Source organism: Curtobacterium sp. MCLR17_031 (genome assembly GCF_003234775.2).
GTDB classification, from domain to species: Bacteria; Actinomycetota; Actinomycetes; order Actinomycetales; family Microbacteriaceae; genus Curtobacterium; species Curtobacterium flaccumfaciens.
Genome location: NZ_CP126270.1, coordinates 828,731 through 852,073, shown reverse-complemented (window position 1 = coordinate 852,073; position 23,343 = coordinate 828,731). Strand labels below are relative to the sequence as shown.

Here is a 23,343-nt window from a genome sequence, read left to right as displayed (position 1 = left end):
CGACGTGCTGCAGTGCGTCCCGCGGTTCGAGCGGGCTTCCCTGTCGGCCCCTCTCCCTGGTGGAGCCGACGCCCGCTCACGGGCGCCCTCTCTTTTTCGGGTTGGGAGGGCGCCCGTTCTCCCCTGCCCGGAGCGATCTCCCGACCGGGGATCACTCCACGGCGCGACCGGCTTCCTCGAGCGCCGACACCGCGGCCCGCAGACTCGCGACCGGGTCCACCCCGCGTCGTGCCGCAGCCGCGACCTCCCCGAGCACCGCTCGCCCCCACCCGGCGTCGACCGTGCCCACCCCGTCGTCCGCAGCGGGCAGGGCGGACGCACCACGGGCCTCCGGGCCGACGCCGGAACCGGCCCCGACGACGGACGCGACGACCGCGTCGGCGTCCCCACGTTCCTCCAGGCGTTCCAGCAGCTTCACAGCGCGCTCCAGCGGCGGCATCGCCCGCGGCACACCGTCGAACGCACTCCGCCGACTCGCCTTCTCGGCCGCCTTGGCCGCACGCCAGACCCGCACGACGTCCTCGACGGTGTCCGCCGTCTCGTCGCCGAACACGTGCGGGTGCCGCCTGGTCATCTTGTCCCGGACCCCGGCGGCGACGTCCTCGAGGGTGAAGTCCCCCGCGCGGGCAGCGATCCCCGCGTGCAGGACCACCTGGTAGAGCAGGTCGCCGAGTTCCTCGCGGACGTCGTCCGGGTCGCCGTCGTCGATCGCGTCGACGAGTTCGTACGACTCCTCGACGGCGTAACGGGCGAGCGAGGTGTGGGTCTGCGCCCGGTTCCAGACGCACCCACCGTCCTCGGCGAGCAGGCGGTCGACGACGGTCACGAGGTCCGGTACGGCGGTCATCAGGTCATCGTGCCACCCGCGTAGACTGGCGGTGGTGTGTCGGGAAGTCTGGTCGACGGACACTCACCCGACCCCTCGAGACGGAGATCCATGTCGTCCCTCGTCCGCTCCCCCCGCTTCAGCGCCATCGCGCTCCTCACCGCCGCCGTGCTCGGCCTGTTCGTGGCGAACTCCCCGATCGGCCCCGGCCTCGAACAGCTGCTCGACGCGCACCTGCCGCTCGGTGCCCTGGGCCTCGACCTGTCGATCGCGCACTGGATCAGCGACGGCCTGCTCGCGGTCTTCTTCCTGCTCGTCGCGATCGAGCTCAAGCAGGAACTCGTCGACGGCGAGCTGTCGAACCCCAAGACCGCGATCATCCCCGCAATCGCGGCGGTCGGCGGCGTGCTCGTCCCGGCCGGCATCTTCCTGCTCGTCACCGCGGGCACGCAGTACACGCACGGGTGGCCGATCCCGACGGCGACGGACATCGCGTTCGCGCTCGGAGTGCTCGCCATGTTCGGTCGCGGGCTGCCGAGCGGCATCCGGGTGTTCCTGCTCGCGCTGGCCGTGCTCGACGACCTCATCGCGATCATCATCATCGCCGTGGTGTTCGCCCACGACACGGACTTCCTGGCCCTCGCCGGTGCCGTCGTCACGCTCGCGGTGTTCTGGCTGCTCGGCCGGATGCTCCGTCCGGGGCGCAGCGGGCAGACGTTCATCATCGTGGCGATGGTCGTCGTCGGGCTCCTGACCTGGTGGCTCGTCTACCACTCCGGTGTGCACGCCACCATCGCCGGCGTCGCCCTCGGGCTCGTGCTGCCCCGCCGCCCGGGCCACACCCTGCACGAGAACGTCGAGCCGTGGTCGAACGCCATCGTGCTGCCGGTGTTCGCGTTCGCGTCGGCCGCCGTCATCATCCCCTCGGTCGGCATCAGCGAGCTCTCCCCCACGTTCTGGGCGGTCGTCCTCGCGCTGCCGGTCGGCAAGGTCATCGGCATCACGCTGTTCGGCACGGTCGCCACGCGGATCTTCCGCTCGCCCGGCCGCTCGTCGCTGTCGTTCTTCTCGATCATCACCGTCGGCGTGCTCGGCGGCATCGGGTTCACGGTGTCGCTGCTGATGAACGAGCTGGCGTTCGCCCGCAACGAGGAGATCCTCGACGAGGGCGTCCTCGCCGTGCTCGTCGGCTCGGGCATCGCCATCGTCGCGTCGGCGGTCGTCGTCACCCTGCGGGCGCGGGCGTACCGCGCGCGCCGCGAGCTGTCCGAGGCCGAGGACACCGAGTAGCGGGCAGCGGGCGGCGGCGCAGCCGACGCGGAACGACAGAGTCGACGTCGTAGGACGTCGACTCTGTCGCTTCGCATCAGCGGACGCGTGGATCGTCACGGACGGCGTGCACGCCGTGGACGTGGCCGATGACGGACTGGAGGCACGGTGCGGGCCCGCACCGTGCCTCCAGTCCGTCTCCGCTCGCGTCTACGCGGCCGGTGCCTCTGCGGGGGTCGTTGCGCCGTACACGGCGGTGAGGATGCTCTCGACCCACTGGATGAGGGCGTCGTCCGGCAGCGCCTGGTCGTGCGGACGCGGCATCGGGATGCTCGTCGCGTTCTGCTGCGGGAACCAGCGCGCCCCCGGGAACATGCGCTTCAGGCGCACCTGCGACGAGTCGGCGAGCTCCTTGCCGGCGACCCGCAGGTTCGAGCCCATCACCACGACGTCGGACAGGCCGACCTGCTGCGCCATGCGACGGAGGCGGGAGACCTCGACCAGGGTCTGCACGGCCTGTGGCGGATGCCCGTAGCGGTCGGTGAGCTCGTCGAGCACCATGTCGATCGCGTTCGGCTGCGCGGTCGGGGCCGAGGCCGCCGACAGCTTCTGGTACGCCTCGAGCCGGAGTCGCTCGGACTCGACGTAGTCCTCGGGGATGTGCGCGTCGACGGGGATCTCGAGCCGGAGCTCGGTCTGTCCCTCGGCGACGTCGCCACGGAACTGCGACACCGCCTCGCCGATCATCCGCAGGTACAGATCGAAGCCGACGCCCGCGATGTGGCCGGACTGCTCCCCGCCGAGCAGGTTGCCGGCCCCGCGGATCTCGAGGTCCTTCATGGCGACCTGCATGCCCGCGCCGAGCTCGTTGTTCGCGGCGATCGTCTCGAGGCGGTCCTGTGCGGTCTCGGACAGCGGCTTCTCGGAGTCGTAGAGGAAGTACGCGTACCCGCGCTCCCGCCCACGGCCGACACGACCACGCAGCTGGTGCAGCTGCGACAGACCGTACTTGTCCGCCTTGTCGATGATGAGCGTGTTCGCGTTCGCGATGTCCAGGCCCGTCTCGATGATCGTCGTCGAGACGAGGACGTCGAAGCGGCGCTCCCAGAAGTCGACCATGACCTGCTCGAGGGTGGTCTCCGACATCTGCCCGTGCGCCACGGCGATGCGGGCGTCCGGCACGATCTCGGCCAGGTGTGCGGCCACCGACTGGATGTCCTTCACGCGGTTGTGCACGTAGAACACCTGGCCCTCGCGCAGCAGCTCGCGGCGGATCGCCGCCGCCACCTGCAGGTCGGACTGCGGCCCGACGAAGGTCAGGATCGGGTGGCGGTCCTCGGGCGGGGTGGCGAGGGTGGACATCTCGCGGATGCCCGTGACCGCCATCTCGAGCGAGCGCGGGATCGGGGTCGCCGACATCGCCAGGACGTCGACGTTCGTCTTGAACTTCTTGAGCTGGTCCTTGTGCTCGACGCCGAACCGCTGTTCCTCGTCGATGATGACGAGCCCGACGTCCTTGAAGGTGATGCCCTGCGACAGGATCCGGTGGGTCGCGATGACGATGTCGACCGTGCCGTCGGCGAGCCCGGCGATGGTCTCCTTCGACTCCTTCTCGGTCTGGAACCGGCTCAGGGCGCGGAGGTGTACGGGGAACCCGGCGAAGCGCTCCTGGAACGTCTCCATGTGCTGGCGGACGAGCAGGGTCGTCGGGACGAGCATGACGACCTGCTTGCCGTCCTGCACGGCCTTGAACGCGGCACGGATCGCGACCTCGGTCTTGCCGTAGCCGACGTCGCCGGACAGCAGGCGGTCCATCGGGATCGGGCGTTCCATGTCGCGCTTGATCTCGTCGATCGTGGTGAGCTGGTCGGCGGTCTCGGCGAACGGGAACGCCTCTTCCAGCTCGCGCTGCCACGGGGTGTCCGGACCGAACGCGTGCCCCTTCGACGCCATGCGCGCCGAGTACAGCTTGACCAGGTCGACGGCGATGTCGCGGACGGCCTTGCGGGCCTTCGACTTGGCGGCGGACCAGTCCGAGCCGCCCATCTTCGACAGGGTCGGGGACTCGCCACCGACGTAGCGCGACAGCTGGTCGAGCTGGTCGGTCGGCACGAAGAGCTTGTCGCCCGGGTAGTTGCGCTTCGACGGCGCGTACTCGAGCACGAGGTACTCGCGCTGCGTCTTCACGGCGTTGCGGCCACCGCTGGAGACCTCGCGGCTGACGAGCTCGACGAACTTGCCGATGCCGTGGGTCGCGTGCACGACGACGTCGCCCGGCTTGAGCTGCAGCGGGTCGACGACGTTCTTGCGGCGGCTCGCGAGCTTCTTGACGGTGCGGGCACCCTGCTGGACGCTGCGGCCGTAGAACTCCGCCTCGCTCAGGACCGCGATGCGGGGGTCGGGGATCGCGAAGCCGTGCTCGACGGTCGCGGTCGTCACGACGGCGAACCCCGGCTCGGGCGGCGCGTCGACCGCTGCGGCACGGGCGGCGACCCCGGCGTCGGCGAGCACCTGCACCGCACGCTCGACGAGGCCCTGGCCCTGCGCGGTCACCACGACGGCCCACCCGTCGTCGGTCAGCGACTTGACGTGCGCGATCGCCCCGTCGGCGCTGCCGGCGAAGCTCGGCACCGCCTCGGCCCGGACGCGGATGTACTCGCCGGCCTCGGCAGCGGCCTCGGCGTCGGTGAGGACGCGCTCGGTGTCCCCTTCGTCGAGGCCGGAGTCGAACGGCGACACCGTCCACCAGGTGCGCTGCCCGCGGGTGTTCTTGAGCTGCTGCACGGTCAGGAAGTTGCCCGCGTCGAGGTCGATCGGTGCCTGGGCACCCGCGACCGCTGCGCTCCAGGCCGCCTGCAGGAACTCGGTGTTCGTCTCGGCGAGGCTGTTCGCGCGGCCGTTCACCCGCTCGGGCGAGAACACCGCGATGGTGGCGTCGTCCGGCAGGTAGGAGGTCATCGGCACGAGGTCCTGCACGAGCGCCGGAGCGAGGGACTCCATGCCCTCGACCGGGATGCCCTCGGCGATCTTCGCGAGCATCTGCGACAGGTTCGGGAACTCGTGCAGCATCTCGCGCGCCCGCTGCCGGACGTCGTCGCTGAGCAGGAGTTCGCGCGAGGCGGTCAGCTCGACCGAGCCGAGGTCGTCCTCGGTCGTGCGCTGGTCGGCGACGGAGAACGCCTTGATCGCCTCGATCTCGTCGCCGAAGAAGTCGACGCGTGCCGGGTGGTCGGCCGTGGGCGGGAAGACGTCGAGGATGCCGCCGCGCACCGCGAACTCACCACGGCGGGTGACGAGGTCGACGCGCGAGTAGGCGAGGTCCACCAGCTGGGACGCGATCGCCGCCAGGTCGTTGCCCCGCGAGTCGGTCCGCAGCACCACGGGCGCCAGGGACGTCAGGTTGCTCGCGATCGGCTGCAGCGCGGCGCGGACGCTCGCGACGACGATGGTCTGTCGACGCTCGGCCGGGTCTGCCGCCTGCCACGCCGCGAGCTTCCGGAGCGTCGCGATGCGCGTGCCGACGGTCTGGGCACTCGGGCTGAGGCGTTCGTGCGGCAGGGTCTCCCACGCCGGGAACTCGAGCACGTCGGCGTCGGGGACGTAGCTGCCGAACGCTTCGCGGACCGCCTCGGCCTCACGCCCGGTCGCCGTGATGACGAGGACGCACTGCGGACCGTTGCGCTCGGCGAGCAGCGCGCCGAGCAGCGGCACGCGCAGGCCGTCCACGACGGAGAAGTCGGCGTCGCGCGGTGCGGCGCGCAGCACGCGATCGAAGGCTGAGGCGCGCGAGAGCGCAGGGATGATGCCCGAGATCGTCACTCAGGAGATGGTACCGGCCGCCACCGACACCGGCCGCGACGTGCGCGACGGGCGAACAGCGCCGATGCCCGGCACGGAGCGCTCAGGACGGAGCGTGCACGCGCTGCTGTGCGGCGAGCAGCCCGACCTCGGCGATCGCCTCGACCGCGTCGGCCGCGTCGGCCAGCAGGATCGGCAGCGTCTTCTTCTCGGCTGCGGAGAAGTCACGCAGCACGTAGTCGGCCGGGTCCTGCCGACCGGGCGGACGCCCGATGCCGACCCGGACGCGCATGAACTCGTTCGTCCCGGTGGCCTTGATGATGTCGCGCAGCCCGTTGTGCCCGCCGTGACCCCCGCTGCCCTTGAGGCGGACGGTGTCGAACGGCAGGTCGAGCTCGTCGTGCACGACGACGAGGTCGGCCGGTGTGGCGCTGTAGAACCCGAGCACCGAGGAGACCGGTCCGCCCGAGGTGTTCATGAACGACCCGGGCTTCGCCAGCACGAGTCGTGTGCCGCCGGGCACCAGGCGCCCCTCGGCGACCTGGTTCGGCGTCTTGTGCTTCTTGAACGTCGCTCCCATGCGGAAGGCGAGTTCGTCGAGGACCATCTGGCCGACGTTGTGGCGGTTGCCCGCGTAGTCGGGCCCGGGGTTCCCGAGCCCGACCACCACGAGGATGTTGTCCGTCACAGCGTCGACCAGATGTCTTCGAAGGGGTGTTACTCGGAGTCCGCGGCGCCCTCGGCACCCGACTCGGCGCCGGCCTCGGCCGAGGCCTCGTCCGCAGCGTCGTCGTCAGCGGTGCCACGCGGGGTGACGATCGCGACGACCAGCGCCTCGGGGTCGGTCTCGAGCTCGGCACCCTCGGGGAGCTCGAGCTGCGCGGCGTGGATCTGCACGCCGTCCTCGAGGCCCTCGACGTTCACGGAGACGTGCTCCGGGATGTCGGTGGCGAGCACGAGCAGCGAGATCGTGTTGAGGTCCTGCACGTGGATGGTGCCGGAGAAGGACTCGCCCTCGATGACGACGGGCACGTCGACCGTGACCTTCTCGCCACGGCGGAGGACCACGAGGTCGATGTGCTCGATGATCTGGCGCACCGGGTCACGCTGGACGTCCTTGACGAGGGCGAGCTGCGCAGCACCCTCGATGTCGAGGTCGACGACCGCGTTGGCGGTACGGACGAGCAGCATGGTCTCGTGACCGGGCAGCGAGATGTGCTTCGGCTCGGTGCCGTGGCCGTAGACGACCGCGGGGATCTTGTCGGCCGCGCGGAGCTTGCGAGCAGCGCCCTTGCCGAACTTGGTGCGGACTTCCGCTGCGAGCTTGGTGTAGTCGGCCATGGTGCCTCCTGGTGTCGGGGACGACGCCGGGGTGCCGGCATCGTGGGGGTCTGTGGTGTTGCAACTCGAACGCGTGCACGCGTGAGGAACGATCCCAGGGTCTTGCCGGGTATCCCACCGCGTCGATCACGGCCGCGCGTACGCAGCCCTCGCCGAAGTCAGGGACTGAGTCTAGCAGGACCGTCCGGGCGTGTCGCGCGTCACGATCCGGACGCACACCGGGACGGACGGGAGGCCCGTGGCGATCCCGCCACGGGCCTCCCGTCCGTCGTCCCCATGCGGCGGGCGCGGGGCGCTCCCCCCAGGACCGCTCCCCGCGACCGCCGCGTCAGTCGACGTCCGCGGGTGCCGCCGGCGCGAGCCGCGCGATCACCCGGTCGAGGCGGGCGTCCACCTGCGGCTGCCGCGTCGAACCCCTCCGGAGCACGGCCGCGTCGGTCGCGGTGACGTGCAGCAGCCGTTCCCACTCCGCCGCGTACAGCGCGCTGCGGTAGCCGGATGACTCCTGGCACGCGACGTCCCGTTCGGCGACGGCGACCTCGGCCGTCCCCGGATCGTCCGAGAACAGGACGACCTGGTCGCCGTCATGGGCGCTGATGTGCATCGAGGGGGTCGGCATGTCCTCCGGACCCTCGGGCAGGTCCGGCACACCGGACGGCGCCATGCAGGTGCGCCACCCGGCCGCGGCCGTGCGGACCGGGTCGTCCTGGCGTGCGTCCAGCGCCGCCAGGTACGTCAGGCGCTGGGCCAGTTCGGACGCGGTCTGCTCGGTGCCGCGCAGTGTGGTGCCGAGCGTCTTCCGGGCTGCCTTCCAGCAGCGGGCGGCCACGTCGTCCGGGAGCGCGGCGAACGCGGCCTGGCGGTCCGGGTCGTAGCCCCACTTCCGCATGCCCTCCTGGTTCGCACCGGCGACGGACGGCCCGTGGTAACCGCGGGCCTCGGCGAGCGCCGTGGTGAGGGGCCGGGTGGTCGCGAGTGCGGGTGCGGGGTTCGCCCGGGCGGCGGTGTCGGCCGCGTCGTCGTCGGCCTGTAGCCCGGCCGCGGTCGCCCAGGGCGCCGGATCGTCGATGCCGGCCTTCCGCAGGCAGGGCTCGGCCACCAGGTCCTCGGCGTACGTGGCCTTCGACGAGGCCGGTGCGACGAAGGCGTCGAGCGGCATCGCCCACGCCGTGCTGTCCTGTTCGACGGTGGGTGCGACCGCGACGTCGGCGCGTTCGGGCAGCCCGTGGACGACGGCGGTGGCCAGCCCGGCGAGGACGACGACGAGGGTGCCGGTCTTCGCGACGCGGTTCGTGATCTGCATGGTTCCCCCTAGGCGCGGACGAGGCCGCGTTCGTGTGCGGTGATGACGACCTGGATCCGGTTCCGGAGTCCGAGCTTCGTCAGGACGGCGCGGACGTGGGTCTTCACGGTGGCGTCGCTCAGGAAGACCGACTCGGCGATCTCGGCGTTGCTGAGCCCCTTCGCGACGAGCAGGAAGACCTCGCGCTCGCGGGCCGTCAGCGCGTCGAGGACCTCGTCGCGTCGGTCGGTCACGGCCGGGGTGCCCTGCGCGCGCAGCAGGTCGAGCGCCTCGGCTTCGGTCGGGGCCGGTCGACCGGCGTGCACGTCGCGGATGGTCGCGGTGACGACGTCGGGCAGGGCGTCCTTCGTCAGGAACGCGGCGGCTCCGGCACGGAGTGCTGCGAGGACGGCGTCGTCGCGGCGGATGGTCGTGAGCGCGACGACGCGCGGGCGGTCCTGGGTCGAGGCAGCGAGCCGCGTCAGGGTCTCGATGCCGTTCATGACCGGCATCCGCAGGTCGAGCAGCAGCACGTCGGGGTGCTCGGCGGCGCAGAGCTCGAGGGCGGTGGCACCGTCGCCGGCGGTCCCGACGCAGGTCATGTCGTCCTGGGCGTCGACGAGCATCTGCATCCCGGTGGCGAACAGTCGCTGGTCGTCGACGACGGCGACGCGGACGGCGCTCATCGGACGTGCTCCGGCAGGACGGCCTTGGTATCGGCCTCGGTGTCGGTGTCGGTGTCCGCCGTCGCCGTGGTCGGCACGGCGACGGTCGTCGGCAGCCACGCGGTGACGACCCACTCGTCCGGGGTGTCGCCGACACCGGCACGCAGCCAGCCGCCGGCCAGTCGTGCACGCTCCTGCATCCCGCTGACACCGGACCCGACGCCGTCGAGCTCGACGAGGGGTTCGGTCCCCCGTGACGTCACGACGACGCCGAGCCCCGGCCCGCGCCAGTCGAGCGCCACCCGGGCCGTCGCGGTCCGTCCCTGGTGCTTCAGCACGTTCGTCAGGCTCTCCTGGACGATCCGGTGCACCGCGCTGGCGCTGCCCGCGGACAGCAGCCCGGCACCGTGCTCCTCGAACGTCGCGGTCATCCCGAGCTCCCGCATGTCCTCGACCAGGTCGGGGACGTCGGGCAGCCCGTGACGGTCGGCGTCGTCGCTCGCCTGGATGCGTTCCACCAGGGCCCGGACGTCACCCAGCGCCGAGCGGCTCACGTCTGCGATGTCCTGCAGCGCCCGGGCGGCGTGTTCGTCCCGCACGGCGATGGCCGCGGCACCCTGGGCCTGGGACACGACGACGGCCAGTGAGTGGGCGAGCGAGTCGTGCACGTCGCGGGCGATCCGTGCGCGGTCCTGCTCGGCCCGGAGTTCGGTGGTGGTCACCTCGGTGCGGCGTTGCGCCTCGACCACCCGGACCCGGGCGAGGCCGATCCGCCACGCGGCACCGATGGCCACGCCGACCGCCCAGGCGACACCGCTGACCCCGACGAACGCGAAGGTGATCGTGACGAGGTCGGACCGGGTCCCGCCGGAGTTCCCCACCCAGCTGCCCCAGACGTCCTGGTCGGCAGCGGTCGGGACCGCCATCGCCCAGGCGGCTGCCGCACTCGCGAGCAGGAGCACGGGGACCGCCAGGTAGCGGAGCAGGTCGGACCGACCGGCGCCGACGACGCCGACGACGATCGCGATCGCCAGGTACTCCGGCCAGGTCGTGTCGGTCGGCCGGGTGAGCAGCCGGGCCGCCTGCAGGAGCGGGATGCCGACGACCAGTCCGAGCGCGGTCGCGGGCATCCACGCGGCGAGGCCGATGGCGACGGCGAAGGCCGACACCACGACGACGTGGTCGGCGAGCCCCGCGCGTCCGGCCTCGGCGACGATCCAGAGCACGAGGTACACGGCGCCGGCGGCGGGGGCCAGCAGGTGCCGGTACCGGCGGAGGAAGGAGGTCATGACGCGAGCGTATGGGCCGCGCCGGACGGGGACCGAGCCGTGCGGCCGCTTTTCATCCGAGGTGATGAGGTCGCGCCGGACGGCTCAGCGGCCGACCTGCCGACGGTGCTCCTGCGCGGCGTGGAGGACGTCGCGCGCCCGGTCGCTCGCTGCCTCGGCCTCGTCGCGGGCTGCCTCGAGCCGGGTGATCTCGGCCTCGGCCTGCTCGAGGGCACGCTGGAGCCCCGCGCGGCGCTCCTCCGCCTGTTCGAGATCGGCCTCGGCGGTGTCGAGTGCGGCGTCGGCATCGCGGGACTCCGTGCGCGCTGCGGTCTCGGCCTGGCGCGCGGCCTTCCGGTCGGCGGCCGGGTCGCGCTTCGGTTCGGCTTCGGCGTCCGGTTCCGGAGCGTCGCGCTGCGCGGGCCTGGAGGCACGGCTCGCCTTCCGCGCACCCCTCGCCTGGGAGATGGGGATGGGTGGGGCATCGCTGCCGGACCAGGCGTCGGGCACCGCGTCCGGATCCGCGAGCGCCCCGTCGAGGTCGACCGCGTCGAACCCCACGCTCTCGAGCGCCGTCACGAGCAGCCCCGACCGCACGGCCGCGCCGGCGTGCGGGTCCGCCATGGCCGCCTCGATCGTCGACCGGACCTGCTCGAGCACCGCCGCGGTGACGGGGTGTCCGGCGTCGGACGCCAGGTCCGCACCGGCCTGTGCGAGGGCGTCGACGACCTCGGCGCGCTGCCGACGGAGGGTCCGGATCGCGTCGGGGTCGGCGTCGGCCTGCGCCTTGCGGAGCGCCGGTCCGAGGTCGACGGCGTCGTCGAGGGCACCGTCGTGGGCGAGCAGGTCGATCACCCAGGCGGCCGGTGAGGGCTTCCGGAGCTTCCCGATCGCCGTGGCGAGGGCACGGTCGTCCTTGCGCACCGCGCGCTGCCGTGCGGTGCGCTCGGCGACGAAGTCCTGCGGCGCGACGAGCAGCAGCTCCCTGGCGACGTCGGCGAACTCCATGCGACCACTGTGCCAGCCAGGATGCCGGGGACTACCAGTCGTGGACGGTGCCGTCGGCCAGGCGGTTGAACGGCAGGTACGCCTGCTCGTAGGGGTACTTGCCGGCCTCGTCGACGTCGAGGCTGACCCCGAGGCCCGGCTCGTCCCCCGGGTGCAGGTAGCCGTCGGTGAACGTGAACGTCTGGTGGAACACCTGGTTGGTCTGCGGTCCGTGCTGCATGTACTCCTGGATGCCGAAGTTGTGGATCGCGAGCCCGAGGTGCATCTGCGCGGCGAGCCCCACCGGGGAGATGTCGGTCGGCCCGTGGAAGCCGGACCTGACCTGGTACAGCGCCGCGTACTCCATCGTCTTCTTGAGCGGGGTGACGCCGCCCATGTGCGTGACGGCACCGCGGACGTAGTCGATGAGCTGGTCGCGGATGATGTCCTTGAAGTCCCAGATGGTGTTGAAGACCTCGCCGATCGCGAGCGGCGTCGTGGTGTGCTGCCGGACGAGCTTCAGGGCCTCCTGGTTCTCGGCGGGGGTGCAGTCCTCGAGCCAGAACAGGTCGTACGGCTCGAGCGACTTGCCGAGCTTCGCGGCCTGCAGCGGGGTCATCCGGTGGTGGCCGTCGTGCAGCAGCGGCAGTTCGGGACCGAACTCGTTGCGGACGGCCTCGAACACGGTGGGTACGTGGCGCAGGTAGGCGCGGGTGTCCCAGTCCTCCATCGCCGGGTACGCACCACGCTGGGCGGGCTCGAAGTCGTAGCGGACGCCGGCGTTGCCCTCGGTGGTCCTGTTCGACGCGATGCCGTAGATGGATTCGAGGCCGGGGACACCGGTCTGCACCCGGATCGAGCGGTAGCCCTCTTCCTGGTGTTCGCGGATGGAGTCGAACAGCTCGGGCAGCTCCTTGCCCGAGGCGTGGCCGTACGCCATGAGCCCGGTGCGCGATGCCCCACCGAGCAGCTGGTAGAGCGGCATCCCGGCGACCTTCGCCTTGATGTCCCAGAGGGCCATGTCGACGGCGGCGATCGCGGCCATCGTGACCGGACCACGGCGCCAGTACGACGACCGGTAGAGGAACTGCCAGGCGTCCTCGATGCGGCTGGCGTCACGGCCGACGAGCAGCGGGACGACGTGCTCGGACAGGTAGGCGGAGACCGCGAGCTCGCGGCCGTTCAGGGTGGCGTCGCCGAGCCCGGTGACGCCGTCGGCCGTGGTGAGCTTGAGCGTCACGAAGTTCCGGTTCGGGCTGGTCACGATGACCTCGGCCCGCTCGATCAGCTGGCCGCGGTCCGCCGAGGCCCAGGTGTCCGGACGGCCGGCGGTGGTCTCGGCCGGCCCGCTGTCGGTGGCACCGGGGACCGGGGCCGCGGGGTTCGTGGTGTTCGTGTCGGTCATGCGTGGACTCCTCCGTTGGAGCGTTCGCGGGCGCGTGCCGCGGCGGTGCGGATGCGGTCGGCCGCCGCCGTCACGGCGGCGACCACGGGGGTGGTGTCGAGTTCGGGCGCGACGACGGCCAGGACGTCGTGCACGTCCGAGTCTGGCCCGGGGGCACCGGGGTCGTCCACCAGGTCGGGTCGCTCGGTGACGTGCAACCACCACGCGGCGAGGGCGGTGGCCGCTCCGGTGCCGATGCCGGCCGAGGGGTCGCGGGCGAGCCGGTGCCGCACGACGTCGACGACACGGACGGGCAGCTTCTGCGAGCCGCCGGACGCGATCTGCCGCAGCGTGTGCCGGATGCGCGGGTTGGCGAACCGTTCGACCAGGGCCGCGCGGGCGTCTCTGACCTCGGCCTCGGGCAGCGGGAGCTCGAGCGCGGCTTCGTCCCAGAGTTGCTCGACGGCGGTGCGACAGACCCGGTCGCCCAAAGCCTCGGCCACGGTGTCGTGGCCGAGCTGCAGCCCCAGGTACGCGAGGAGCGAGTGCGAGCCGTTCAGCAGCCAGAGCTTCCGCTGCTCGTACGGGGTCACGTCGTCGACGATGCGCACCCCGGCGGTCTCCCACGCGGGGCGGTCGATCCCGTCGAAGGCGTCCTCGAGCACCCACTCCGCGAACGGCTCGGTGACGACGGGGACCCGGTCTCCGGCGAGCGCAGCCGGCAGTTCCGACAGGCGCGCGACGTCGTCGTCGGTGGTGGCCGGGGTGATCCGGTCGACCATCGAGCTCGGGAACGTGACGTTCGCCTCGATCCAGTCGCGCAGGGCGTCGTCGGTGACGGCGTCGAGCACGGCGTCGCGCAGGACCGCCCCGTTGTGCGTCAGGTTGTCGAGACTGACCAGCGCGATGCGCCCGGACCCGGCGGCACGGCGGGCTTCGAGCCCCGCGACCAACCGCGCGGGCACGTCGGACCCGGGCCGGTAGCCCTGCTCGGTGACCGTCAGCGTGACGATGGTCGTCTCCGGGGACGCGACCACGTGCCTCCAGGCCGTGTCGTCGCTGCCGGGGTGGGCGGCCACGATCGTGTCGACCACCTCGGCTCCGTCGCCGGACGCGGCTCGGGTGACGAGCGTGTACCGGCAGTCCTGCGCGGTCAACGCGTCCGCGGCCGCGGGCGAGCGGCCGGTGAAGGCGGTGATGCCCCACGGCTCCCCCGTGGTGTGGGCGGTGTACCAGGCGAGGTGGGCACGAGCAAAGGCCCCCACCCCCAGGTGGACGATGCCCGGACGCGGATCGGTCATGCGGTCACCGGGACGAGGGAGCGGAGGTACGCCAGGTTGTCGGCGGTGCGGGCCTCGAGCGGGAGGTCGGTGGAGAAGTCCTCGATGGTGACCCACCCGTCGTACCCGACCTGGCGGAGCGCGTCGAGGTACTCGGACACCGACGCCTGGCCGGTGCGCAGGGGTGCCCACTCGTGCTGCCAGATCGAACTGCCGTCGGCACGGGCGTCACCGGTGTCGACCCAGCGGGCGTTCTTCACGTGGGCGTGTGCCAGGTACGGCCCGAGCAGTTCGAACGCGGCCAGGTGGTCCTCGTACCCCTCGATCACGAGGTTGCCGAGGTCGTGGATGACGCCGACGTGTGCGGGGTCGAGACCGTCGATCAGTCGCAGTGCCGCGGATGCCGACGGCGTGATCGTCATGTGGTGCAGCTCGACGAGTGCCTTCACGCCGAGCTCCGACGCACGCGACGCGACCCACTCGAGGTCGGCGCGGGTGCGGTCGAAGAGCTGCGGGTAGGTCTCGCCGGTGCGTTCCTTCTCGGCACGGTAGTGCGGCATCGTGACGCGGACCTGCCGGGCGCCGAGTTCGCTGGTCACGCGCAGCATCGTCTCGACGCCGTCGTGGTCGGCGGCCGGTTGGTAGCCGCCGATGCCCGAGTACTCGAGCCCGGCGGCGTCGGTGACCCGGGCGATCTCGCCGACCCGGTCGCGGATGCCGGTGTACTGCCACGTCGAGTTGTTGCCCGCCCAGAACGACCGCTCGGCGGGGACCTCGGCGCCGTCGGCCGGGCGGTCGTCGACGATGCGCCACTCGATGCCGTCCCAGCCCTGCGCCGCCAGGGTCTCGGCGGCTTCGGACGGGGTCCAGTCGGGGGTCGAGGCGGTGAACACGGAGAACTTCATCGGGTGGCTCCTTCGGTCGCGGTGGCGGACGTTGCTGCAGCGCCGACGACCGGCACCACGTCGTCGTACTTGCCCTCGATCACGTCGTCGATGCGCACGGGGTGCCCGAGGGTCGCGCTGACGTAGAGCCCGCGGACGGTGGCGAGCGACACGAGGGCCGCGTCGACGGTGACACCCGGTTCGCGTCCCTGCCGGATCGCGTCGACGATGTCCGTGTACTGCCGAGCGTGCCCCGCGGCGAAGTGGTCGGGTTCGGCCGGGCCGCCGACGACGTGCTCGGGCGGGACGACGTCGTCCTTCTGGTCGACCGCACCGGCGACCGCGGTGGCGTTCGACGTGGTCGCGGCGGACTCGAGCGTGGCGGTGTCCGGGGCGATGTGGAAGTACGCGAGCCGGTCGTCGTCGACGATGGCGGAGCCGTGCGTGCCGTACACGGCGTACCGGGCGGAGAGCCCCGGGTACGCGGCGGTCGTGCAGTGGACGACCCCGAGCGCCCCGCCGGCGAACCGGACGGTGGCGACGGCGGTGTCCTCGACCTCGATGCGATCGTGCGCGAGGAGCCCTGTCTGGGCCGAGATCTCGACCGGACGACCGAGCGCCCAGACGAGCAGGTCGACGGTGTGCACGCCCTGGTTCATCACCGCGCCGCCGCCGTCGAGCGCCCAGGTGCCGCGCCAGTCACCGGAGTCGTAGTACCCCTGCGACCGGTACCACGCGACGCTCGCGAGCCCCGAGGTCACGGTGCCGAACCCGCCGTCGTGCGCGGCCCGGGCGACGGCCGCCGACGCCGGGTCGAAGCGGTGCTGGCTGATGACGCTCGTGACGAGCCCGCGGTCACGAGCGGCTGCGGCGAGCGCCGCGATCTGCCGGGCCCGGGGCATCGTGGTGTCGAGCGGTTTCTCGATGACGACGTGCTTGCCGGCGGCCAGGGCGGCCTCGGCGAGCTGCACGTGCATGCCGGACGGCGAGCAGATCGCGACGACATCGATGTCGGTCTGTTCGATCGCTTCCTCGATGGTGGAGGTCGTGATCGGACGGGCGACGCCCATCGCCTCGATCGCGTCGGCCGCGCTCGTGGCGGCTTCGGGCACGGCGTCGACGAGGGCGACGACCTGCAGGTCGGGGTGGTGCACGGCGACGGTGGCGTGGTGGCGGCCGATGACACCGGCGCCGACGACGGCCAGGCGGAGCGAGTTGGTGGGTTCGGTCATCGCAGGGTGACTCCGATCTGGTCGGTGAGGGTGCGGAAGGCCCGGCCGGCACGACCGAAGGCCGCGGGGCCGGAGAACCCGCCGAGGGAGGTGAAATCGCTGAGGTGCGGTTCGAGCGAGGCGTACCCGGAGTAGCCGGCGTCGCGGAGCGCGGTGAGGGTCTGGAGCAGTTCGCCGTCACCCTCGCCCGCCGGGACCACCGACGAGTCGGCGGCGAGGGCGTCCTTCACCTGCAGGTAATCGACGTACGGGGCGAGCTGCTCCCAGCCGTCGGTGAAGGGCCGGACGCCGCACTGCACGTAGTTCGCGTTGTCCCAGGCCAGTCGGAGCGCCGGGGACCCGACGCTCTCGACGATGTCGAGCACGCGCGCGGGGACGTCGCCGTAGATGTCCTTCTCGTTCTCGTGCAGCAGGGTCACCCCCTCACGCTCGGCGAGGTCGGCCAGCGCCCGCATCCGGACGAGGACGTCGTCGCGGACGTCGTCGGGCGTGCGGCCCTCGAAGTAGAACGAGAAGATCCGGATGTTCGTCGTGCCGAGGGCGTGCGCGGCACGGATCGCTCGGGCGAGCCGAGACACCTCGTGCTCGACGGGTTCGTCGACGGGCACCTTGCCGATCGGCGAGGCGATCGCGGACACGGTCTGCCCACGCTCGTCGAGCAGCCGGTGGAGTCCGGCGAGCTGGTCCTCGTCGAGGTCGACGACGTTGACGCCCCAGGCGCTGCGGACCTCGATGGCGCTCGCGCCGAGCGCCTGCAGGACCGCGACCTGGACAACCGGATCGGCGTCGATCTCGTCGCCGAAACCGGAGAGTTCCCAACTGGGCTGGTCGGTCATGGTGTCCTTTCGTTCGGACGGGAGGCGCGTGGCGGGGCCGCCACGGGCCTCCAGTCCGGTTCTGGGTTGCGGCCTACTTGACGGAGCCGGCGGTGAGCCCGCCGACCAGGTAGCGCTGGAAGATCAGGTACAGGGCGACGACGGGGACCGCGCAGACGATCGAGGCGGCCATCATCTGGCCGTAGATCGGGACGGCGCCGCCCTCTTGGGTGGTGCCGAGCACCTGCAGGACCACGGCGACCGTCCGGGTGTTCGGGGTCGTCATGATCGTGGAGAACAGGACGTCGTTCCAGCCGAGCAGGAAGGCGAAGATCGCGGACACGACGATGCCCGGCCACGACAGCGGGAGGACGATCTTCGTCAGGATCTTCGTCGAGCTGGCGCCGTCGATGCGCGCCGCTTCCTCGAGTTCCTTCGGCAGGCCGCGCAGGTAGGTGACCATGACCCACGTCGAGAACGGCAGGGCGAACGTCAGGTAGGTGACGAACAGGCCCCAGCGGGTGCCGATGATCTGCACGCCGGTGGCGCTGGCGATGTTCGAGAACACCACGAAGACCGGCAGGAGCAGGAGCGTGCCGGGGATCGACTGCAGGGCGAGGAGCCCCCGCAGGATCGTCAGCCGCCCGAGGAACCGGAACCGGACGAGCACGTAGGCCGTGGACACGGCGAGCGCGGCACTCGCGACGGCGACGGCACCGGCGGTGAGCATCGAGTTCACCAGTCCCTCGCCGAGGGCGACGGTGGACCAGATCTCGACGTAGTTCGACAGGGTGAACTCGGACGGGAAGTACTCGCCACGGGCGACGGCGACGTCGGAGTTGACCGAGCCGAACAGGATGTAGAGCACAGGGACGGCGATGAACGCGATGATCACCGCGATGACGGCGACGAGCAGCCAGCGCGGCAGCAACCGGGTGACGTCGGTGTCGTAGGGACGCTTGCTCCGCCGGCCGCCGCTGCCGGTCGTGATGCTCTCGGTGAGCGTCGCGGTGGGGCGGGTACGGGTGCTGAAGGACGTGCTCGGGGTGGTCATGCGCGGGCTCCGTCGATGTCGGCGGCGGTCGGGGAGGCGGCGAGCGTGGCGCGGTCGGCGCGACGCTGCTTCCGGTTGGGGCCGGCGTCGTCGCCGGTGTCGAGCTTGACCGCCCGCAGGTAGACGAACAGCGGGATCGCGACGATCACGAGCGAGCAGATCGCCATCGCCGCGGACAGGCCGAAGCGGAACGACTGGAAGCTCGCGATGTACGTCAGGACGGGCATCACCTCGACGCTGGACGGCAGCGGGATGCCGAACAGCACGAACGGCAGCGTGAAGTTGTTGATGTTGTGCAGGATCGAGATGATCACCGCGAGGCTGAGGGGTCCGCGCAGGTACGGGAAGATGATGTACCGAAGCTTCGCCCACCAGGTCACCCCGTCGAGCGCGGCGGCCTCGTGCACCTCGTTGTCCACGGCCTGCAGCCCGGCCAGGGACAGCAGGTAGACGAAGGGCCAGCTCGTCCAGATCATCACGCCGGCGAGCGCCCAGTACGACGCCGAGCCGTTCAGCCACAGCACGTCGGTGTGCAGGATCGAGTTCACGACCCCCTGCGGCTGGAGCATCGTGCGGAAGAACGTGCCGACGACGAAAGCCGGGAGCACGTACGGGATCAGGTAGATCGATCGGACGAGCCCGCGACCGGGGAACCGGTTCTGCGTCGAGATCGCGGCGGCGACCCCGATCGGGACGGTCACGGCCGTGACGAGCACCGACAGCGACACCGAGATCCAGATCGAGTGCAGCAGCGGCGAGTTCGTGAACGCCTCGGTGAAGTTGGCGAACCCGACGAACGGGGCGCTGAACCACTGGCGGAGCGTGTACTGGTCGAGGTCGAGCATCGCGATCCAGAAGCCCACCAGGAGCGGCACCACGATGACGGCGAGCATGAGGACGCCGCCGGGCAGGAGCATCCACAGCGGGCGCTCGCGTTTGTACAGGGGCGTCTTGCCGGCCGGGCGGACCGGCCGGGGCGGCGCCGCGTCGGTGCGGGGCCTGGTCTGCGTGCTGGTCATCACAGACCTCCGTTCTTCTGACGGTCGAGGGTGGCCTGGGCGTCCTTCTGGGCGTCCTGCAGTCGCTTGCGGAGCTGGTCGTCGGTGACCTCGCCGGACTTCAGCGACGGGATCGACTGCACGACCACGTCGACCAGGGCGAGCTGGATGTCGGACCAGGCGCCGGTGAACGCGGTCGGCTTGGACAGGCGGCCGGCGTCGATGATCGGCTTGAGCTGCGGGTTGTCGGCTGCCAGGTCGGCGGCGGCCGAGGCGTTCGTCGGCAGGTTGCCGAACAGGTCGTAGTACTCGAGCTGGGCCTTCGGTGCGCTGAGCTGCTTGACGAACGCGAACGACAGCTCCTGCTTGGTGCCGTAGTCGGCGACGACCCAGTTGTCGCCGGACAGGATGCTGGCGGCCTCGATGCCGTCGGACGGCCGCTCGGTCGCACCCGGCGGGACGGTGGGGAGCAGGGCGAACTCGTACTTGCCGTCGACCTTGGTGCCCGTGAAGGAGTTGATGGCAGTGGTGGTCGTCATCGGGAAGAACGCGGCCTTGCCCTCGGTGAACTGCGCGAGGGCCTGGGCGTTGTTCCAACCGATCGCGGCCGGGTCGACGACGCCGTCCTTCGTGACCCAGTCGAAGTAGGTGCGGTAGGCGTTCTCGACGGCCTCGCTGTCGATCTCGGCCTTCGAGCCGTCGACGATCGTGTTGCCAGCGTTCTGGGCCATCCCCCACACGAACTTCCAGGGGTCGAAGCCGTCGGCGTAGGCGATCGCCATGCCGTGGCGACCGTCACCCGTGGTGGCCTTCGCATCGGCAGTCAGCTCGTCCCACGTGGTGGGCATGTCGGTGATCCCCGCCTTGGCGAGCAGGTCCTTGTTCACCGCCATCACGAACGGACGGCTGGCGAACGGGATCCCGATCTGCTTCGACGCAGTCGGACCGGAGATGCCGAACGAGGCGGGGTCGAACTGGTCCTTGCCGCCGATCGCGTCCCACTCCTTCGTGCCCATCTCGACGAAGGCACCGGTGGCGTACGCGGTCGGGGTGAAGGTGGTGCCGATCGCGTAGACGTCGGGGCCCTGGCCGGAGATGACGCTCGTCTGGATCGCGGTCAGTTCCTCCTGCGCGGACGAGTAGGTCTCCCACTGGATGTCCGCACCGGTCGTGCGCTTGAACTCGGCGGCGGTCTCCCGCTGCCACTGCTTGCGTTCCTTGGGGTAGGTGGTGTCCGCGCCCATCATCACGCGGAGGGTGTTCGGGTCGTCGCCGCTGCCGTTCACCACGGCACATCCCTGCAGGGACAGTGCGGCGAGGGCGACCACGGCGACGGCACCGACGAGGGTGCGGACTTGCAGTCTTCGCGTCTTCACGGGGGTTTCCTCCTCGAGACCTCCTCCGAGCGGCGCTGCTCGGTGGCACCACTGTTCCGCCGATGGCAACATGCGGCAACCGGTTGCCACTTGTTGCCAGACGCGAATACGTTCGGCCTCGTGAAGGACCTCTCGACGGACGGTGGCGGGCGCACGGGCGGTGCCGCTGGCGGTGCTGGTGGCGCCGTCGCCGCTGGCGCGGGCGCCGCCGTTGGTGCTCGCGCTGCCGGCGCCGCCGCTGGTGCCGCGCGTCGCGTCACCATCCGCGACATCGCCGACGCCACCGGGGTCGCCGCGTCCACCGTCTCCCGCGCCCTGTCCCTGCCCGACCGGGTCAACCCCGTCACCCAGGAGCGCATCCAGCGAGCGGCCCGCGAGCTCGGTTACGTCGCCAACTCGCAGGCCCGGGCGCTGACCTCCGGTCGCACCCGCGCCGTCGCCGTGCTCGTGTCCGACATCACGAACCCGTTCTACTTCGACGTCATCCGCGGCACGCAACACCAGCTCGCCGGGGCCGGCTGGACGCAGCTGCTCGTCGACACCGAGGAGTCCGCCGACGCCGAGATGGCCGCACTCACCGCCGTGGGGGCGAAGGCCGACGGGGTCGTGCTCACGGCGTCACGCCTGTCCGACGCGCAGATCGCACGGTTCGCCGAGCGGATCCCGCTGGTCGTGGTGAACCGTCGGCCCACCGGCGTGCCATCGGTGCTCATCGACACCCCCGGCGGGGTGGAGCAGGCGGTGCAGCACCTGGTGTCGCTGGGACACCGGGAGATCCTGTACGTCGCCGGGCCGGACAGCTCGTGGTCGAACGAACGTCGGTGGCGCGCACTCGTGCAGGTCGCCAAGCGCCTGGGGATCCGCGTCGCCCGGGTCGGGCCGCACGCACCCTTCGTCGACTCCGGCGCCGCGGCCGCCGACGCCGCCGTGCACGCCGGCGCGACCGCGTGCATCGCCTTCAACGACCTGATCGCCATCGGGATGCTCGCCCGACTGCGGGAGCGCGGAGTCCGCGTCCCCGAGGACATGAGCATCGTGGGCTGCGACGACATCTTCGGCGCCGACTTCTGCAACCCGCCACTCACCACGATGACCTCGCCGATCGAGCGGGCCGGCCGGGTCGCGATCCGGATGCTGCTCGGACGGCTCGGCGCGCTGCCCGCCGACGAACTGCCCGGGGAGCACATGTCCGGCGCCGTCGCCCTGCCCACCCACCTGACCGTGCGCGAGTCGACCGGGCCGGCCCCGCGTGCCGGCACCGACTGATCGCGCACGAGTACTCCCGAACTCGCCACTCCCGCACTCGCCGCCACTCGAAGGAGTCGATGATGACCCGCACCAGCACCCCCACCCGGCTCGCACCGCACCCCGACCGGCTGTTCCCCGCCGACCCCGGGGCGCGAGCGGTCGCACGCACCGTGTACGAGGCGGTCAAGGACGCCCCGATCATCTCGCCGCACGGGCACGTCGACGCGGCGCTGATCGCCTCGGACCAGCCGTTCAGCGACCCCGCATCGCTGCTCATCACGCCCGACCACTACGTGCTCCGCCTGCTGCACGCGAACGGGGTCGACCTGGCCGCGCTGGGACGCGCGGACCGGTCGGGGCCCCGCCCGGGCTCGCAGGCTCGCCCGGCGGCGTCGGCGCATCGCTGGCGCGATGCCGCTGAGCCGACGCCGCCAGGCCGTGCCATCTGGCGGCAGCTGGCGGAGCACTGGGACGACTTCCTCGGAACCCCCGTGCGCTACTGGTTCGAGACGGAGCTGCACGACGTGTTCGGGCTCGACCAGGCGCCGTCCGCCGCCAACGCGGACGACCAGTACGACCACATCGCCGGCCTGCTGGCGTCCCCCGCCTTCCGGCCACGCGCGCTCTTCGACGCCTTCGGCATCGAGGTCCTCGCCACCACGGACGGCCCGGCGGACGACCTCGCTGCGCACGCGCAGCTCGCGGCGGACCCCGGCTTCACCGGCCGGGTGCTCCCCACGTTCCGCGCGGACGCCGTGTTCGACCCGACGCGGTCGGACTGGAGGCCCGTGGTCGCGTCGATCGGCGAGGCCGCCGGCATCGACACGGGCAGCCACGCAGGGCTGTTGGCGGCTCTCCGCGCACGTCGCCACTACTTCATCGAGCACGGTGCAACCGCCACGGACACCGGAGTGCTCGACGCGGGCTCCGCTCCCCTGCCGTCGAGCGAGCGGGAACGCATCCACGCCGCGGCGCTGCGCGACGCGTCGTCGGTCACCGAGGCCGAGGCGACGGCGTACCGGCACGACATGCTCTACCGCTGGGCGGAGATGAGCGTGGAGGACGGCCTCGTCATGCAGCTGCACCCCGGGGTGATCCGGAACCACCACACCCCGACGCTCGAGCGCTTCGGGCCGGACACCGGGCACGACCTGCCGGCCGTCGGGTCCTTCACCGAGCCGCTCCGGCCGCTGCTCGAGTCCTTCGGCACCGCTCCCGGGTTCCACCTCGTGCTCTTCACCGTCGACGAGACCGTCTTCTCGCGCGAGATCGGGCCGCTGGCGGGCTTCTACCCCGCCGTGTACGCGGGCGCACCGTGGTGGTTCATCGACACCCCGGCGGCCATCGGGCGCTACCGGTCGGCCGTCACCGACTCGGCGTCGTTCACCAAGACCTCCGGGTTCATCGACGACACCCGTGCGTACTGCTCCATCCCCGCGCGGCACGACATGGCGCGGCGGGCGGACGCGGCGTACCTGGCGTCGCTCGTGGTCACGCACCAGGTCTCGGAGGAGGACGCCGTCCGCACCGCCCGCCGCATCGTGTCCGACATCCCGAAGGCGACGTTCAAGCTCTGACGCGGCGTGCGGTGCGCTGGTGGCCGCGTGGTGCGAGGTTCCGTGCCTGGTGCGAGGGT

The 23,343-nt window shown here is 71.6% G+C and carries 19 protein-coding genes; 3 read left to right on the top strand and 16 right to left on the bottom strand.

What is annotated here, in order from left to right; all coding sequences use genetic code 11:
- Nucleotides 1-151: 151 nt before the first annotated feature.
- Complete coding sequence (locus DEI96_RS04180; RefSeq protein WP_111024760.1) at nucleotides 152-847, bottom strand: MazG family protein; 696 nt, start codon at nucleotides 845-847, stop codon at nucleotides 152-154.
- A gap of 90 nt (nucleotides 848-937) precedes the next feature.
- Between DEI96_RS04180 and nhaA the strand changes: the two genes are divergently transcribed.
- A complete protein-coding gene (nhaA, locus tag DEI96_RS04175; protein WP_111024761.1) occupies nucleotides 938-2,116 on the top strand; it encodes a Na+/H+ antiporter NhaA in 1,179 nt (392 codons plus the stop codon).
- 189 nt (nucleotides 2,117-2,305) lie between these two features.
- Here the strand turns inward: nhaA and mfd are convergent, their stop codons facing one another.
- From mfd to DEI96_RS04100, 15 genes are all read right to left on the bottom strand, one after another.
- Entirely contained in the window at nucleotides 2,306-5,914 is a 3,609-nt protein-coding gene (gene mfd / locus DEI96_RS04170) for a transcription-repair coupling factor (protein ID WP_111024762.1), read from the bottom strand.
- Nucleotides 5,915-5,996: 82 nt separating this feature from the next.
- On the bottom strand, nucleotides 5,997-6,581 hold the full coding sequence (gene pth, locus DEI96_RS04165; protein WP_111024763.1) for an aminoacyl-tRNA hydrolase: 585 nt from the start codon (nucleotides 6,579-6,581) through the stop codon (nucleotides 5,997-5,999).
- Nucleotides 6,582-6,610: 29 nt separating this feature from the next.
- Nucleotides 6,611-7,234 carry a 50S ribosomal protein L25/general stress protein Ctc gene (locus DEI96_RS04160; RefSeq protein ID WP_071405234.1) on the bottom strand — a complete coding sequence of 208 codons (624 nt, stop codon included), beginning with the start codon at nucleotides 7,232-7,234 and terminating at the stop codon, nucleotides 6,611-6,613.
- Nucleotides 7,235-7,562: 328 nt separating this feature from the next.
- Complete coding sequence (locus DEI96_RS04155; protein ID WP_111024764.1) at nucleotides 7,563-8,537, bottom strand: hypothetical protein; 975 nt, start codon at nucleotides 8,535-8,537, stop codon at nucleotides 7,563-7,565.
- Between the two features lie 8 nt (nucleotides 8,538-8,545).
- Nucleotides 8,546-9,202 (bottom strand): response regulator transcription factor, encoded by a 657-nt coding sequence (locus DEI96_RS04150; protein ID WP_111024765.1) that lies wholly within the window; start codon nucleotides 9,200-9,202, stop codon nucleotides 8,546-8,548.
- Entirely contained in the window at nucleotides 9,199-10,470 is a 1,272-nt protein-coding gene (locus tag DEI96_RS04145; protein WP_111024766.1) for a sensor histidine kinase, read from the bottom strand. Before DEI96_RS04145 ends, DEI96_RS04150 begins: the two co-directional genes overlap by 4 nt.
- Before the next feature lie 84 nt (nucleotides 10,471-10,554).
- Entirely contained in the window at nucleotides 10,555-11,457 is a 903-nt protein-coding gene (locus tag DEI96_RS04140; RefSeq protein ID WP_111024767.1) for a hypothetical protein, read from the bottom strand.
- Nucleotides 11,458-11,488: 31 nt separating this feature from the next.
- The gene (manD, locus tag DEI96_RS04135) at nucleotides 11,489-12,841 is read right to left on the bottom strand and encodes a D-mannonate dehydratase ManD (RefSeq protein ID WP_239001473.1); all 1,353 of its coding nucleotides are present in this window, start codon (nucleotides 12,839-12,841) and stop codon (nucleotides 11,489-11,491) included.
- Nucleotides 12,838-14,121, bottom strand: coding sequence for a mannitol dehydrogenase family protein (locus tag DEI96_RS04130; RefSeq protein WP_111024768.1), 1,284 nt, complete (start codon nucleotides 14,119-14,121; stop codon nucleotides 12,838-12,840). Before DEI96_RS04130 ends, manD begins: the two co-directional genes overlap by 4 nt.
- Nucleotides 14,118-15,005, bottom strand: a complete 888-nt coding sequence (locus DEI96_RS04125; RefSeq protein ID WP_111024769.1) for a sugar phosphate isomerase/epimerase family protein — start codon at nucleotides 15,003-15,005, stop codon at nucleotides 14,118-14,120. Before DEI96_RS04125 ends, DEI96_RS04130 begins: the two co-directional genes overlap by 4 nt.
- A complete protein-coding gene (locus DEI96_RS04120; RefSeq protein WP_111024770.1) occupies nucleotides 15,002-16,216 on the bottom strand; it encodes a Gfo/Idh/MocA family oxidoreductase in 1,215 nt (404 codons plus the stop codon). The genes DEI96_RS04125 and DEI96_RS04120 overlap by 4 nt, the downstream gene beginning before the upstream one ends.
- On the bottom strand, nucleotides 16,213-17,052 hold the full coding sequence (locus DEI96_RS04115) for a sugar phosphate isomerase/epimerase family protein (protein ID WP_111024771.1): 840 nt from the start codon (nucleotides 17,050-17,052) through the stop codon (nucleotides 16,213-16,215). The genes DEI96_RS04120 and DEI96_RS04115 overlap by 4 nt, the downstream gene beginning before the upstream one ends.
- A gap of 73 nt (nucleotides 17,053-17,125) precedes the next feature.
- Nucleotides 17,126-18,085, bottom strand: a complete 960-nt coding sequence (locus DEI96_RS04110; RefSeq protein WP_214542713.1) for a carbohydrate ABC transporter permease — start codon at nucleotides 18,083-18,085, stop codon at nucleotides 17,126-17,128.
- On the bottom strand, nucleotides 18,082-19,104 hold the full coding sequence (locus DEI96_RS04105) for a carbohydrate ABC transporter permease (protein ID WP_111024772.1): 1,023 nt from the start codon (nucleotides 19,102-19,104) through the stop codon (nucleotides 18,082-18,084). Before DEI96_RS04105 ends, DEI96_RS04110 begins: the two co-directional genes overlap by 4 nt.
- The gene (locus tag DEI96_RS04100) at nucleotides 19,104-20,459 is read right to left on the bottom strand and encodes an ABC transporter substrate-binding protein (RefSeq protein WP_181440594.1); all 1,356 of its coding nucleotides are present in this window, start codon (nucleotides 20,457-20,459) and stop codon (nucleotides 19,104-19,106) included. The genes DEI96_RS04105 and DEI96_RS04100 overlap by 1 nt, the downstream gene beginning before the upstream one ends.
- Nucleotides 20,460-20,579: 120 nt before the next feature.
- Between DEI96_RS04100 and DEI96_RS04095 the strand changes: the two genes are divergently transcribed.
- Together DEI96_RS04095 and uxaC are read left to right on the top strand one after the other, a co-directional pair.
- Complete coding sequence (locus DEI96_RS04095) at nucleotides 20,580-21,725, top strand: LacI family DNA-binding transcriptional regulator (RefSeq protein ID WP_258372988.1); 1,146 nt, start codon at nucleotides 20,580-20,582, stop codon at nucleotides 21,723-21,725.
- A 62-nt stretch (nucleotides 21,726-21,787) separates the two neighbouring features.
- Nucleotides 21,788-23,284, top strand: coding sequence for a glucuronate isomerase (gene uxaC, locus DEI96_RS04090; protein WP_111024774.1), 1,497 nt, complete (start codon nucleotides 21,788-21,790; stop codon nucleotides 23,282-23,284).
- Nucleotides 23,285-23,343 lie beyond the last annotated feature (59 nt).